This window comes from Vibrio sp. 10N.261.52.C2 (genome assembly GCF_041471425.1).
Lineage (GTDB): Bacteria > Pseudomonadota > Gammaproteobacteria > Enterobacterales > Vibrionaceae > Vibrio > Vibrio crassostreae_C.
The window spans coordinates 81,570-96,044 of sequence record NZ_JBFROH010000036.1 but is presented as its reverse complement, the minus strand read 5'-3'; the positions used below and the strand labels follow the sequence as shown (position 1 = coordinate 96,044).

Genomic DNA, 14,475 nt, shown 5'->3' with positions numbered 1-14,475 from the left:
CGAATCGAGACAAAGAACATGACACAGACTACCGATAAACTGTCGACCCACGTTTCAGTCAAAGAAGCTGAAATGGCGGAAGTATTAGCAAAAATCGTTCGTGATAAATACCAATGGGTTGAAGCACGTAAGCAGACTCAACCATTAGACGAGTTTAAAGCGTCACTAACTGCAACAGACCGCAGCTTTTATGACGCTCTGAGCGGAGAACAAACGGTTTTCATCACTGAATGTAAAAAGGCCTCTCCGTCAAAAGGTTTAATCCGTGACGAGTTTGACCTCGACTACATTGCTTCTGTTTACAACAACCACGCAAACGCGATTTCTGTGCTGACAGACGAGAAGTACTTCCAAGGTGACTTTGAGTTTTTACCTAAAGTTCGCAGCATTGCTAAGCAGCCTATCCTGTGTAAAGACTTCATGGTTGATACCTACCAAGTGTATCTAGCTCGTCATTACTCAGCTGATGCTATCTTGTTAATGCTATCGGTATTAGATGACGAAGAGTACAAAGCGCTGGCGGAAGTCGCTCACTCACTCAACATGGGTGTATTGACCGAAGTCAGCAACGAAGAAGAGCTTCACCGTGCAGTCGCTCTAAACGCTAAGGTGATCGGCATTAACAACCGTAATCTTCGTGACCTTTCGACTGATTTGAACCGTACTAAAGAGTTGGCGCCGCTGATTCGCGAACTGGCTCCAAACGCAGTTGTGATTTCAGAGTCTGGCATCTACACACATCAACAAGTTCGTGACCTTTCAACGTTTGCAGATGGCTTCCTAATCGGTAGCTCTCTAATGGCAGAGAAGAACCTCGAGCTTGCGGTACGCAAAGTAACACTGGGTGAAAACAAGGTGTGTGGTTTAACTCACTCTGACGATGCAGCAAAGGCTTATCAAGCTGGTGCGGTATTCGGTGGTCTGATATTCGTTGAAGCATCTAAGCGTCATGTGGATATCGAAGCGGCTCGTTTGACTATGAGCGGCGCACCTTTGAACTACGTGGGTGTGTTCCAAAACCACAGCGTTACTGACGTTGCGAAAACGGTTTCTGAGCTAGGCCTGTTCGCTGTGCAATTGCACGGTGATGAGTCTCAAGCGTTTGTCGATGAGCTAAAACAGTCACTACCTGAAAGCGTTGAGATTTGGAAAGCTTACGGTGTTTCTCCCGATGCTGAGAGCTCGCTACCAGAATTACTGGAAAGCAACGTGACTCGTCACCTGCTAGATACTAAAGTGGGTTCTCAAACTGGTGGCACAGGCCAAGTGTTCGATTGGAACCTAATCAACAACCAAAGCGCAATCATGTTGGCGGGTGGTCTAACCCCAGAAAATGCTAACCAAGCGGCTAAGTTGGGTTGCTTAGGATTAGACCTAAACTCTGGTGTTGAATCTGCTCCAGGCAAAAAAGACGCAGACAAACTGCAACGTGCTTTTGCTGCGATTCGTAATTACTAGTCCAAGCTCGGCGCTAGAAATTAGAAAGCAGAAACTAAAAACATATTTGTGAGCTTTGCCTTTTGCGAAGCTCAAACAAGATTAAATGACTTGGTGTGAATACACATCAGTAGAATTGAAGGAATAACACAATGGCTAAACTCGATGCCTACTTTGGTGAATACGGTGGTCAATACGTACCGCAGATCCTAGTGCCAGCACTAGACCAACTTGAACAAGCATTTATCGATGCACAAGCCGATCCTGAGTTCCGCAGCGAATTCATGACGCTTCTTCAAGAGTACGCTGGTCGTCCAACGGCACTAACGCTAGCACGCAACCTAACAAAAGGTACAAAAACCAAACTGTACCTAAAGCGTGAAGATCTACTTCACGGCGGTGCTCACAAGACAAACCAAGTTCTTGGTCAGGCATTGCTAGCAAAACGTATGGGTAAGCAGGAAATCATCGCTGAAACTGGGGCAGGCCAACACGGTGTGGCAACGGCTCTAGCGTGTGCTCTACTAGGTCTTAAGTGTCGTGTATACATGGGTGCAAAAGACGTTGAACGTCAAAGCCCGAACGTGTTCCGTATGAAGCTAATGGGCGCAGAGGTTATCCCTGTTCATTCTGGCTCTTCAACGCTAAAAGATGCATGTAACGAAGCGCTACGTGACTGGTCGGCAACTTATGAAGACGCGCACTACCTATTGGGTACTGCAGCGGGCCCTCACCCATTCCCAACGATTGTTCGTGATTTCCAACGCATGATTGGTGAAGAAACGAAGAACCAAATTCTAGCTCGTGAAGGTCGCCTTCCTGATGCGGTTATCGCTTGTGTCGGCGGTGGTTCAAACGCTATCGGTATGTTCGCAGATTTCATTGAAGAAGAGTCTGTACGCCTAATCGGTGTAGAGCCTGCTGGTAAAGGTATTGATACCGACCAACACGGCGCACCACTTAAACACGGTAAAACAGGTATTTTCTTCGGTATGAAAGCACCACTGATGCAAGATGAGAACGGGCAAGTAGAAGAGTCTTACTCTGTATCTGCGGGTCTAGATTTCCCATCAGTGGGTCCTCAACACGCGCACCTAAATGCCATTGGCCGTGCTGAATACGACAACGTGACCGATGACGAAGCGCTAGAAGCGTTCCAATTGATTGCACGTAAAGAAGGTATTATCGCAGCGCTAGAGTCATCTCATGCTTTGGCTCATGCAATCAAAATGGCTCACGATGATCCAGAGAAAGAACAGCTATTAGTCGTTAACTTATCTGGCCGTGGTGACAAAGACATTTTCTCTGTACACGACATTCTTAAAGAGAAAGGAGCATTATAATGGATCGCTATCAATCACTCTTCACTCGCTTAGCTGAAAAGAATCAGGGCGCATTCGTACCATTCGTAACAGTTGGTGATCCTAACCCTGAGCAATCGCTTAAGATCATGGAAACTTTGGTTGAAGCGGGTGCAGATGCACTTGAGCTTGGTATTCCATTCTCCGATCCGCTTGCAGATGGCCCGACAATCCAAGGCGCAAATATTCGCGCGTTAGATTCAAAAGTAACGCCAGATGTGTGTTTTGATCTTATTGGTCAAATTCGTGCTAAATACCCAGATCTGCCAATCGGCCTACTGATGTACGCAAACTTGGTGTACGCACGTGGTATCGAGAACTTCTACGAGCGTTGTGCGAATGCAGGTATCGATTCAGTATTGATTGCTGATGTACCAACCAACGAGAGTGGCGAGTTTGTTGCTGCAGCTAAGAAGTTTGGTATTCACCCAATCTTTATTGCTCCACCAACAGCAAGTGATGAGACGCTTCAATCGGTTTCTGAGCTAGGTGGTGGTTACACTTACCTACTTTCTCGTGCTGGCGTAACGGGTGCAGAAACCAAAGCAAACATGCCTGTGACTGCCCTACTTGACCGTTTGAACAAGTTTGATGCGCCACCAGCACTGCTTGGTTTCGGTATCTCTGCTCCTGAGCAAGTAAAAGAAGCCATCGAAGCTGGCGCTGCTGGTGCTATCTCTGGCTCTGCGGTTGTGAAAATCATTGAAAACAACGTTGAACAACCAGAAGCAATGCTTAAAGCACTTGCTGAGTTTGTTACGCCAATGAAAGCGGCAACGCAAAAATAATAAATAGGCTCCCACTAGTGCGATAATTTGCGCTGTGGGAGTTTTTCTCCGAGAACACGTCCAAACCCTCTCAATTGTTAAATTTCTGATAAAAACAACACCTCATACAAACCTGTAGCACACCTATAATACCCCACCAAAACATCACCACCATTTATAAAAATAATGACAAATCAAAAAGCAAACGTTTGCTTTGGTGTGAAAAATCATCAAATGACATTCAATTACTGCTTTTTGGTGTTCTTTCATCTCTGCTCATATTGATAAATGTAAAGGATACGTGTAAAACTTCTCGCGAAATATTAATCCAATGGTACATCGTACATTGGTGAGTAGTTCTGGGATTTTTATATTTAGTAGCACAGAGGTTATGGAAGTGTTAAAAGAAAAGAGTTTACTAAGCAACATCGGCGTTCAAGTCGTTATTGCAATGATCATCGGTACCCTAGTCGGTGCGATGATGGGTGACAGCGCAACTATGTTCGCTCCACTGGGTGCTATCTTCATCAATTTGATCAAGATGCTGGTTATCCCTCTAGTCGCGGTTGCCCTAATTTCAGGTGCTGCTGGTCTAGGCAACAGCTCATCAGCAGGTAAAGTGGGCGTGACCACTCTAGGTTACTTTGCACTAACGTCTGCACTTGCTGTAGCACTAGCGCTAGTAATGGGTGAAATATTCGAACCAGGTCGTGGTATCGATGTTTCTGGCGTTGAAGGCATGTTCTCTTCTGAATACGCTGCGAAAGGTGAACTTCCAACGTTCTGGGCAACCATCACAGGCATGATCCCGACCAACGTTTTCCAATCACTGAATGAAGCAAACATTCTGCAAATTCTAGTTTTCTGCTTATTCTTCGGTATTGCGATTTCTAAACAAGCGAAAGAGAAACGTGACCCTATCATCAATGGCGTAAACGCGATTGTTGACGCTATGGTTTGGATGATCAACAAGGTTATGATCATTGCACCACTTGGCGTATTCGGCCTAATGGCAGAAGCTGTGGGTACATTCGGCTTTGGCGCACTTATGGTTGTGTTCAAACTGTTCGTTGTCTACATCGCTGCGATTCTGATCTTCGGCTTTGTTGCTTACCCGCTAATGATTCAAATCTTCACTAAGACTTCTGCTAAGAAGTTCCTAGTGGCAATGAAGAAGCCTCAAGCGGTTGCACTATCAACAGCCTCTTCAATGGCGACACTGCCAGTAACAATGGAAACGGTAGAGAAAGAACTTGGCGTTCGTAACTCTACGGCTTCATTCGTTCTGCCACTTGGTGCGACGATCAACATGTCTGGTAACGCAATTTACTACGGCCTAGTTGCTATCTTCTTCGCACAGCTGTTCAACATCGACCTGTCTATGGGTGCTTACATTGCTATCATCGTAACGTCGACTCTAGGCGCAGTTGGTCAAGCAGGTGTTCCAGGTCCTTCTTTCCTAGTGGTTGCGGTTCTTCTAGCAGCTGGTATCCCTATTGAAGGTCTACCTCTGTTGTTCGCTCTAGACCGTATCTTCGACATGATCCGTACTGCTCTAAACATCACTGGTGATGCAGCATGTGCAGTCATCGTTGATTCTCTAATCGAAGACGAAGCGAAAGAAGCTGAGCTACAAAAACAGCAAGCGTAATATTAAGCTTCAGTTTGATTGATAAATAAAACCGCCTTCATGAGGCGGTTTTTTTATTAGGTAATGATCGATATTGATTCGGTAAATCTTACCCTTGTCAGGCTAATTGATGAGTCCAAACGCACGAGGCAGAGCCAAACTAATTTCAGGAATAAAAGTAATGGCCAACAGTGTGACGATCAATACGGCACAAAACGGCATGATACTTCTTATAACGTTTTCAATCTTAGAGCCACTGACACTACAACCCACAAATAGCGCCGTACCAACGGGTGGCGTTGCAATGCCAATACATAAGTTGAAGATAATCATCATCGCGAAGTGAATTGGATGCATGCCTAAATGCTCAGCAATCGGCATAAAGATAGGGGTAAAGATCAATACGGCTGGCGTAAGGTCCATAAACATACCCACAATCAGTAGAATCAGGTTCATCAGAATAAAGATGATAATTGGATTGTCTGAAATAGAGAGCATCCAATCACTGATCATGGTTGGTAGACCGGTAAACGCCATTGCCCATGACATAATGGTAGAAGCACCAATCAAGAACAGCATAATGCCAGTAACCTGAACCGTTTCTCTACAAATTATCGGAAAGTGTGCCCATTTGAGGGTTCGGTAACAGAGTGACAGTATAAAAGAGTATAGAACCGCTATACATGCCCCTTCTGTTGCAGTGAATATACCACCAATAATACCGCCAATAACAACAACAATAAGCCCTAAGCTTGGTGTTGCTTGCCAAACAATATTCAGCACATCTTTCGTTGTGAAGCCGTCATTCGCACTTGTTTTGTAGCCCTTCTTTTTAGCGATGAAATAGGCGACGACCATACAACTTAAGCCCATTAGAATACCTGGGACATACCCTGCGATAAACAACGCCGCAACGGATGTTCCACCCGATACCACTGAAAATACGATCAGTGAATTACTCGGCGGTATTAATAAGCCTGCCGGGCAAGATGCAACGTTTACTGCTGTTGCTAAGTTTTTATCATAACCATCTTTTTCTAATTCTGGGCCTAAGGTTTTACCAACCGCAGCTGCTGCTGCAACGGCTGATCCTGAAACGGCGCCAAACATCATATTGGCGAAGATGTTCACGTGAAAAAGTGAGCCCGGGATCCAACCAACCAAGAGCTTTGCAAGGTTGATGAGTCGACTCGCGATGCCACCTACATTCATTATATTCCCCGCGAGGATAAAGAAAGGGATGGCTAATAAACTGAAACTATCAATACCGGTAATGATTTTTTGACCCGCAGTAATACTGGCGACTTCAAACGGTAAGATGAAATACATGATGGTTAAAGATGACATGGCAATTGCAATCGCAATCGGCATGCTTATCGCGATCATGAATAAGAATAGGCCTAGCAGCCAAACACCAATGGACAAATCCATAATATAGAGTCCTTTTAAAACTTATTTTTTGTTGGGTTCACAAAAAAGATCAAACGTATTCATGACCAAATAAATGAGGATAATAACGGCTGAAATCGGCAATATTGAATACACCGTCGACATCGGTAATTGCAGTGCTGGAGAGAGTTGTTGTGTGGTTCTTCCCATTAGGGCGATGCCACCTTGAAGCATTGCTAGAAATACAAATGCGCCAGAAATGATATTGATGAGTACATGTAATGCGATATGTGCTTTACCCTTAAGATAACCATCCAATAACGTTATTGCTAAGTGTCCTTTGATACCGAATAAGTAGCTTGCTCCTAATAAGCCAAGCCATACCATCGCATAACGAGCAAGTTCATCAGTCCAGTTACTTGGATCATTCAAAACATAACGACTAAAGACCTGCCAAGTGACAGTAACGACAAGTAACATTAGTGCAAAAGAAGAGACAAAAAGAATCAGCCTATCAAGTAGGTTTCTGAAAGTTGCTAACATGGTGTGATACCTCAAAAAATTTTGCCTTAGCAAAGCCAAGGCAAAATTATATTTTCACTAAGACTGATTAAAGAGCTTCAATTTTTTCAATGAATGGAGCTAGTTTTGGATCTTTTTTCGCCACATCAATCATAGGTTTAACAGCTGCACGGAAAGGGGCTTTATCAACTTCAACAAACGTGACACCTTCTTTCATTCCTTTCTCTTTGTTCATGTCATCTGTTGCATCCCAGATTTTGATCTGCTCTTCAAGAGACTCAGCAGCAGCTTCTTTTAAGATCTTTTGCTCTTCTGCCGTTAATGAACCCCATTTGTATTCTGAAATGATGATCACGTCAGGTGTCATCATGTGCTGGTCCATAGAGTAAAATTTGGCAACTTCGCTGTGTTTCATTTCAACTAAGCTAGAAATATTATTTTCAGCACCGTCAATTACGCCTTGTTGCAGCGCCGTGTATACCTCATTGAAAGGTACAGGCGTTGCTTTACCACCTAATAGGTTAACCATTTCCATCATGGTTGGAGAACCCGGAACTCGAACTTTCATACCAGCGAGATCAGCCGGTGAGTTAATGGCTTTTTTAGCGTAGAAGCTACGTGTGCCTGAGTCATAGAATGTAAGACCGATGAAGCCTTTACCTTCACTTGAAAGCAACATCTCTTGTGCAGCTTCACTTCGCATGAACGTTCTCATATGTGGAACGTCACGGAATAAGAAAGGCAATGCATTAACCTTAAACGTTGGTTCAAAAGATTCGGCTAACCCACCATTGATTTTGGCCATATCAATCGCGCCAGTAACAACTTGCTCCGCTTGGTCACGTTCAGAGCCTAATTGACCGTTTGGAAAGATCTTAATCGTAAGTTCACCATTCGATTTTTCTTTAACTTTATCAGCCATGATCACCATGCCTTGGTGAGCTGCGCTTTCTAATGACATTGCATGCCCTAACGTCAAAGTTTTTGCTTGAGCGCCAAATGCCATAAGAATTGAAGCCGCTGCAATCGTCAGTAGGTGTTTTTTCATGTTCTTCTCCAGAATCCATTTTGTAAGAGGTACAGTTTTTATATGCAACGCTATAGCTAAGTTTGAAATCTAACGTTCTATTGCACATCGCTCATAGCAGTAACGTTTCATTACAACATTCTTACCTCCATGAATTTTGTATTACAATACTATATGTATATTTTGTGAACTAAGGTTTATCTATTGGCCTGAGAACCTAATTGATTGTGATACCAATCATATTTGGGACTAATTAGACCATTAAGCAGTCTAACTTCGGATTTTTTGGGAATTCCGATTACTTTCAACTGCTTTTAGAACAATCTCTTAGCAAAAAATTACCGATATATTTATGCTATTTTAAGACATTAAATTCAGTTATGGAGCACGACAAAGAAGGTCTCCTCGTTCTAAAACGCGAGTCGTGAACAGTGCTTTGTGAGGTGATGAAGGCAAGGTTTTCGGCTGAATTTAGGTAACAAGAATAGATAAAGGCAATAGAGAGAAGCTTGAGAGGATGAATTATTTGTAACAAAAATCCGAGAGCCTCACAGCCCTCGGATTTTTGTTTTTGGTGTTCTAATTTTTAGGCGTTAGACGAATTACAAATCAGCGCCATAGATATCAAACGTAAAGTACTTAGCGGCGATCTTGTCGTAAGTACCGTTCGCTCTGATCTCTTCAATCGCGGCATTGAATTGTTTCGCCAGTTTTGAATCCTGCTTTCTTAGTGCTAACGCCGTACCCTCGCCAATGTAGGCTTTGTCGGTCACTGCTTTACCTTTAAATTCAAAGCCCTCACCTTCTTTCTTGTCTAAGAAAGCCAATGACAGTTGATCCGAGTTGCCAAAGGTTAGATCTAGACGACCGTTTTGCAGATCCAGATAAACTTCATCTTGGCCGGTATAGCGTTTAATGTTTGCCACATCACCAAACTTGTCGGTTACGTAGCGATCGTGAATCGTACCTTGCTGAACACCGATGGTTTTGCCCGCTAAGCCTGCCTCATCGACGCTGAACTCCGCGCTTTTAGCAGCAACAAACACGGCTGGAGTTTGGTAGTACTTATCAGTAAATAAGATCTTACGCTTACGCTCTTCAGTAATACGCATCGACGCCATGATCACGTCTGACTTTCTTGCCAATAAGCTTGGAATTAACGAATCCCAACTTTGTGAAACCCAAGTGCAATCGAGTTTGGCTTGCTCACACAAGGCATCAGCTATCTCAATATCAAACCCGACAGGCACACCGTCACTGTTTTTATAGTTGAATGGCGGATACGTAAAGTCCGACGCCAAACGGATTTCTTTCGCCTGTACCGTTGTACCAAGTAAAGCGGCCGCACAAGCGAGTCCTAGTATTATCTTTTTCATCATTGCCATCCTAGATATGATCTTTATCGAGTTGAGATTGAGTTTCTATATATTGATCTTGTTGAGTCTGTTGTAGCTCGATTTGGTAGCGTGTTAGTGACGTTATCACTTCTAGCATGCTCTCTTGGCTACCAATACTGATTCGAACACAGTTACGCAAAGCCGGTTCATGGTTTTGGTTCCTTGTCACAATGCCGTCCTTCGCCAAGACACTGAACACTTGATGCCCAGCTTTTTGACGCAGCAAAATAAAGTTTGTCGATGAAGGGTAAACAGACTCGATGAAATCAAACTGCGTTAACTCACAAGCAAACCAGTTACGCAGCTCAACCAGATTCTGCGTCGCATCTTGCATCACTGAGACTCGTTCATCAGACAACGCGTCTAATACAATTTGAGATGAGCAATCTGGCATCGGATAAGGTGGAATCAGCTTCGCGACATACTGCATCACATTTTGACTCGCTAAGATAAAACCACAACGAACTGCAGCCAGTCCAAATGCCTTAGACAAAGTGCGAATCACAACCAAGTGCGGATAACGCTCAATAAGGCTAACGGCTGACGTTTGTGGTTCAAATTCGATATACGCTTCATCGACGACCACTAGAGATTTTCCAGTCGTGCCTTCCAGTACCTGAATCAAATCCGATTTAGGAATCACATTGCCCGTTGGATTGTTTGGTGAGCAAAGAAACACGATATTCGCCAGTTTTGCCTTATTCACAATATCAGCGACGTTCAGGCTAAAGTCTTCCTGCAATGGAGAGTCCAAGGTATTAATCGCCAATGCATCAGCGCAAAACTCATACATCGCATACGTTGGAGAGCAGATAAGTATGTTGTCGCACGCCGGTTTACAGAATGTTCTGATCAGCAAATCAATCGCTTCATCTGCACCACGAACAGCCACAGTCGCGGCATCGGTACTACAGTAATCTTGATAAGCCTTAGCAATATCTTGTGGTAAGAAGTCTGGGTATCGGTTGTGACTTGCTTCTCCTTGAAACAGCGAGCTTTCCAATTCATTGGCGTTTAGCCAGACACGTCCATCACCACCAATTCTTCTTGCCGATTGATAAGGTATTAATTTTTTTACAGCCTGAGGCACTAAGCTATCAATAAAAGATGTCAAGAAGCTATCCCTTTCACAAAATCACAATGTCTTCATCATTGCCTTCATATTCAAAAAATGTGACTTATACACATATTGAATCACAAATGATGATTAAGTATTTACATTCAAACAGAACACTATTGATAAATGAATCGAAATAATCACATAATAGCCATGATAAAAAGTCATAGGTAAAGATATGAATCGCACACTTCCTTCAACCAAAACCTTGCTCGCGTTTTTGTCTACGGCAAGGCACCTCAACTTTACACGCGCGGCACATGAGCTCAATGTTACGCAAGGTGCAGTGAGTCGTCAGGTATTGTCGTTTGAAGAAAGCCTTGGCTGTGATCTCTTCTATCGCCATGCTCGCGGATTGTCTTTAACGCCGAAAGGAGAAGAACTGGTTCCCCTGATACAAGGAACGATTCATCAGCTGCAATCGGCTCTAAATCAAGTGGCTAGCTCTCCGTCTAAGATCAAACTCAACGCACCGAGCTGTATTACCTCTTGGCTACTACCTAAGTTGATGTCTTTTCAGCAAGCCTATCCTGAAATTGATGTCGAACTGACGTCGACCATCAAGCACGTCTTCGAACCAAGCTTTGATCCGTTTGACGCCGTAATTACCTATGGTAAGAAGCCAAACCAACAATCGATTATCAGCCAATTATTGTTTAACGAGCAGCTAGCGCCCGTTTGCCAAGCACAAAGCATTACACAGAGCCATCTTGTCGACGACGCATCGACCATCATCAAGCCACACAAGCTTGCCCAATACACTTGGCTACACGCCAATAATGAGCAAAGTGATTGGCGACTTTGGTTAGAGCACATAGGCAGCCACGACCTTTCAAGCAAGAACAACCAACAATTCGCGACACTCGATCAAGCTATGAACGCCGCCATTCAAGGGTTTGGCATTGCCATAGGCGACATCACACTGGCCAAGCAAGATATTGATTTAGGTAGATTGGTAAAAGTGAGTGAAGGCAGTGTTTTCTCTGGAAATGGTTACTTCTTGCTGCAACCCAAGAATCGACAAAATACATCCTTATCTACGCTGGTTGATTGGCTCGTCGATTAGCGGCATCACCGTTGAAAGGCTCACACTATAAGCGGCAGTAGAGCGTCATAATGAGAATTTCATCGTTCTCAAAATGAAACTATTTGAGGTCTGTTTCGTATTGATTGTCAGAGAATAGAACGTACCTTCCTTTAACTATTTGAAAAGAAGTTCAATTCTATTTAGCCGGGAATTTATTCTGTTCCGTTGGAGAAAATGGCATTCGAGTTGCTTTGTCATAGATAACCCAACCAATATACAGCAGGTTGCACCAGTTTCACTGCAGCTTGTCACGGAGGATAGGCTATGACCTTACAAAGACATACGTATTACGGCTTGATTCACCATGGAATTAAAACCCTATTAATGGACAGAATTGGCCACTTCACAGAGCGTGAATATCACGAGTATCTCGACTTAACGACCGGTAAATCGACATGTTTTGCCATGAGTGAGCAAGAGCTCGAAAACACCTTAGACAGCTTAAAGAGCGAAGGTTACCTTGAAGATATCAAAAAGCTGATACCTCGCTATCAAACCTCGTCAATGCGATAACCTGCTTCAACTCTTTAAACACGATGAGTGGTTAGATTGAATTAATTGGCACCCAATTGTCTCGAGCTATTTAGCATCGAGACAGTTTTCGTTAGACTGTCAGCAACTCAACTAACTGGATAGTCAGTGTCTCATGAAACAAATTCTTGATTTCATTCCTCTCATTATTTTCTTTGCGCTTTATAAGATGTACGACATCTATACCGCGACCGGCGCTTTGATCGTTGCCTCTGCAGTTCAAATTATTTTGACTTATCTCATCTACAAGAAAGTCGAAAAAATGCAGGTCATCACCTTTCTAATGGTTGCCGTATTTGGTGGCATGACCATCTTCTTGCACGACGACAACTTCATTAAATGGAAAGTCACCATCGTTTACGCACTGTTTGCGATTGGCCTGACGGTCAGTCACATCATGGGCAAATCAGCGATTAAAGGTATGTTAGGCAAAGAGATCACACTGCCTGATTCGGTATGGGGCAAGATCAACTGGGCATGGACGCTGTTCTTTACCCTATGTGCCGTTCTCAACGTTTACGTTGCTTTCAGCCTACCGTTGGATGTTTGGGTCAACTTCAAAGTGTTTGGTCTACTCATCGCGACCTTGCTCTTCACCTTGCTCACTGGTGTTTATATCTATAAGCATCTACCAAAAGACCAGCAGAAAGAGTTAACGGATAAAAATACCGACGAGAAATAGCCCTTAGGGATGAGTCCTCATACCCTATTTGATACAATTATTATCAATATGCGATTGGCCAATGATACTCGTGATCATTGGCCGCTGATTATTTGTGTTCGGTGAAGACGTTAAAAATTAGACCACCACGAGTCTCGTAAACACATCTATTTTTATATAAAACAATCAATACCATTAAGAGTACGACAATGACTATTCAATCAACTTTGAACCCGATTGGTTCTTTACTTCTTCGCACATTAGCGATGCCTTCTGATACAAATGCAGCAGGCCAGATTTTCGGTGGTTGGATAATGTCTCAGCTTGACCTTGCTGGCGGCATACTGGCGAAGGAGATCTCTAACGGCAAGATTGTCACTGTTTCAGTATCGAGTATTGAGTTCAAACAGCCGGTTTCAGTGGGTGATGTTGTGTGTGTTTATGGTGACTGCACCAAGATTGGCCGTAGCTCGATGAATATCGACCTAGAAGTATGGGTTAAGCCTGTACTTGATCACGGCATCGGCGACCGATATAAGGTTTGTGGAGCAACGTTCAACTACGTTGCTGTCGATGAGGGTGGTAAGCCTCGCCCAATTAATAAATAGTACTTTCGACAGCCCTATCGCACTTTAAGGTCTTTAGTCGTTTCGATTAAAAATGCTAAAGACCTTCTCACTCTCCCGCACCATTTCACAATTTCTTATCATTAGCTCTTCCAATACCAATTAGTTCGCGTAAATTAGCAAGATAGCGAATTTAAACGCCCTCAATTTAGTGAAGTAAAATAAGGATATCTCAATATGTGGTACGTGATTTTTTCTCAAGACGTCGAAAATTCATTAGAAAAACGCCTAAGTGTTCGCCCACAACATCTAGAACGCCTACAAACACTTCACGATGAAGGCCGCCTTTTGACAGCAGGTCCAATGCCAGCGATTGATTCAGATAACCCTGGTGAAGCGGGCTTCACAGGTTCTACTGTGATTGCTGAGTTTAATTCTTTAGACGATGCACAGGCATGGGCAGACGCAGACCCGTACATTGCTGCAGGTGTCTACCAAAATGTGATTGTTAAACCATTCAAGAAAGTATTTTAACGTGAAAAAATGGATTATCGGTTCACTGGCCGCTGTTCTGCTTGCAGGCTGCAGCTCATCAAGTGAACAAGACAAACAAAGACAGCTAGAAATGATGGCGCAGCATCGCGCTGGCGTTTTATCCGCAGGCCTTCCGATTGAGTATGGCCCGCTGTCGGTCATGCGCGTGCTGGCAAAGAACACGGTTATCGAAATCATGATGATCTACAACCAAGATGCAAAAGGTGCTAAACCTTTAAACCAAGTTGTAGACATGAGTGTGAATAGCTACTGTACCAACTCTGAAGTAAGAGCAAACCTCGACATGGGCTTGGCCTACAACATCAAGATTCGCAACACTCGCGGACAACTGATCGTTGAGAAGCTGATCAGTAAAGATACGTGTCAAAGTAGCAGCTAGTTTCTAGCTCGAGATTCGAACAAGTATAAAACCAGAAGGCCTCGCAAAT

The 14,475-nt window shown here is 43.6% G+C and carries 15 protein-coding genes; 10 read left to right on the top strand and 5 right to left on the bottom strand.

Going from position 1 to position 14,475, the window contains the following annotated elements; all coding sequences use genetic code 11:
- Nucleotides 1–18: 18 nt before the first annotated feature.
- The 4 genes from trpCF (at nt 19) to AB4307_RS15010 (ending at nt 5,216) form a co-directional block, all read left to right on the top strand.
- Nucleotides 19–1,458, top strand: a complete 1,440-nt coding sequence (gene trpCF / locus AB4307_RS15025) for a bifunctional indole-3-glycerol-phosphate synthase TrpC/phosphoribosylanthranilate isomerase TrpF (protein ID WP_017063542.1) — start codon at nt 19–21, stop codon at nt 1,456–1,458.
- 131 nt (nt 1,459–1,589) lie between these two features.
- Nucleotides 1,590–2,780 (top strand): tryptophan synthase subunit beta, encoded by a 1,191-nt coding sequence (gene trpB, locus AB4307_RS15020; protein WP_372132287.1) that lies wholly within the window; start codon nt 1,590–1,592, stop codon nt 2,778–2,780.
- The gene (gene trpA, locus AB4307_RS15015; protein WP_017069986.1) at nt 2,780–3,586 is read left to right on the top strand and encodes a tryptophan synthase subunit alpha; all 807 of its coding nucleotides are present in this window, start codon (nt 2,780–2,782) and stop codon (nt 3,584–3,586) included. Before trpB ends, trpA begins: the two co-directional genes overlap by 1 nt.
- A 310-nt stretch (nt 3,587–3,896) precedes the next feature.
- A complete protein-coding gene (locus tag AB4307_RS15010) occupies nt 3,897–5,216 on the top strand; it encodes a dicarboxylate/amino acid:cation symporter (RefSeq protein ID WP_346393668.1) in 1,320 nt (439 codons plus the stop codon).
- A 102-nt stretch (nt 5,217–5,318) separates the two neighbouring features.
- Here the strand turns inward: AB4307_RS15010 and AB4307_RS15005 are convergent, their stop codons facing one another.
- The 5 genes from AB4307_RS15005 to hisC form a co-directional block, all read right to left on the bottom strand.
- Nucleotides 5,319–6,626: a TRAP transporter large permease gene (locus AB4307_RS15005; protein ID WP_010438025.1), complete on the bottom strand. Its 1,308-nt coding sequence runs from the start codon at nt 6,624–6,626 to the stop codon at nt 5,319–5,321.
- Between the two features lie 21 nt (nt 6,627–6,647).
- A complete protein-coding gene (locus AB4307_RS15000; protein ID WP_004736522.1) occupies nt 6,648–7,127 on the bottom strand; it encodes a TRAP transporter small permease in 480 nt (159 codons plus the stop codon).
- 67 nt (nt 7,128–7,194) lie between these two features.
- Nucleotides 7,195–8,154, bottom strand: coding sequence for a TRAP transporter substrate-binding protein (locus AB4307_RS14995; protein ID WP_372132284.1), 960 nt, complete (start codon nt 8,152–8,154; stop codon nt 7,195–7,197).
- Nucleotides 8,155–8,735: 581 nt separating this feature from the next.
- The gene (locus tag AB4307_RS14990; RefSeq protein ID WP_017085617.1) at nt 8,736–9,509 is read right to left on the bottom strand and encodes an ABC transporter substrate-binding protein; all 774 of its coding nucleotides are present in this window, start codon (nt 9,507–9,509) and stop codon (nt 8,736–8,738) included.
- Between the two features lie 10 nt (nt 9,510–9,519).
- On the bottom strand, nt 9,520–10,644 hold the full coding sequence (hisC, locus tag AB4307_RS14985) for a histidinol-phosphate transaminase (protein ID WP_372132281.1): 1,125 nt from the start codon (nt 10,642–10,644) through the stop codon (nt 9,520–9,522).
- 181 nt (nt 10,645–10,825) lie between these two features.
- On the opposite strand from hisC, the gene AB4307_RS14980 reads away from it, so the two are divergent.
- From AB4307_RS14980 to gspS2, 6 genes are all read left to right on the top strand, one after another.
- Nucleotides 10,826–11,713 carry a LysR substrate-binding domain-containing protein gene (locus AB4307_RS14980; protein WP_017063534.1) on the top strand — a complete coding sequence of 296 codons (888 nt, stop codon included), beginning with the start codon at nt 10,826–10,828 and terminating at the stop codon, nt 11,711–11,713.
- Between the two features lie 285 nt (nt 11,714–11,998).
- Complete coding sequence (locus tag AB4307_RS14975) at nt 11,999–12,247, top strand: hypothetical protein (RefSeq protein ID WP_017069991.1); 249 nt, start codon at nt 11,999–12,001, stop codon at nt 12,245–12,247.
- A 133-nt stretch (nt 12,248–12,380) separates the two neighbouring features.
- Entirely contained in the window at nt 12,381–12,947 is a 567-nt protein-coding gene (locus AB4307_RS14970; RefSeq protein WP_372110748.1) for a septation protein A, read from the top strand.
- Nucleotides 12,948–13,135: 188 nt separating this feature from the next.
- Nucleotides 13,136–13,534, top strand: a complete 399-nt coding sequence (gene yciA / locus AB4307_RS14965; protein ID WP_010438001.1) for an acyl-CoA thioester hydrolase YciA — start codon at nt 13,136–13,138, stop codon at nt 13,532–13,534.
- A gap of 195 nt (nt 13,535–13,729) precedes the next feature.
- Nucleotides 13,730–14,026 carry a YciI family protein gene (locus AB4307_RS14960; protein ID WP_004736512.1) on the top strand — a complete coding sequence of 99 codons (297 nt, stop codon included), beginning with the start codon at nt 13,730–13,732 and terminating at the stop codon, nt 14,024–14,026.
- Nucleotide 14,027: 1 nt separating this feature from the next.
- On the top strand, nt 14,028–14,426 hold the full coding sequence (gspS2, locus tag AB4307_RS14955) for a GspS/AspS pilotin family protein (RefSeq protein ID WP_004736511.1): 399 nt from the start codon (nt 14,028–14,030) through the stop codon (nt 14,424–14,426).
- Nucleotides 14,427–14,475: the final 49 nt, after the last annotated feature.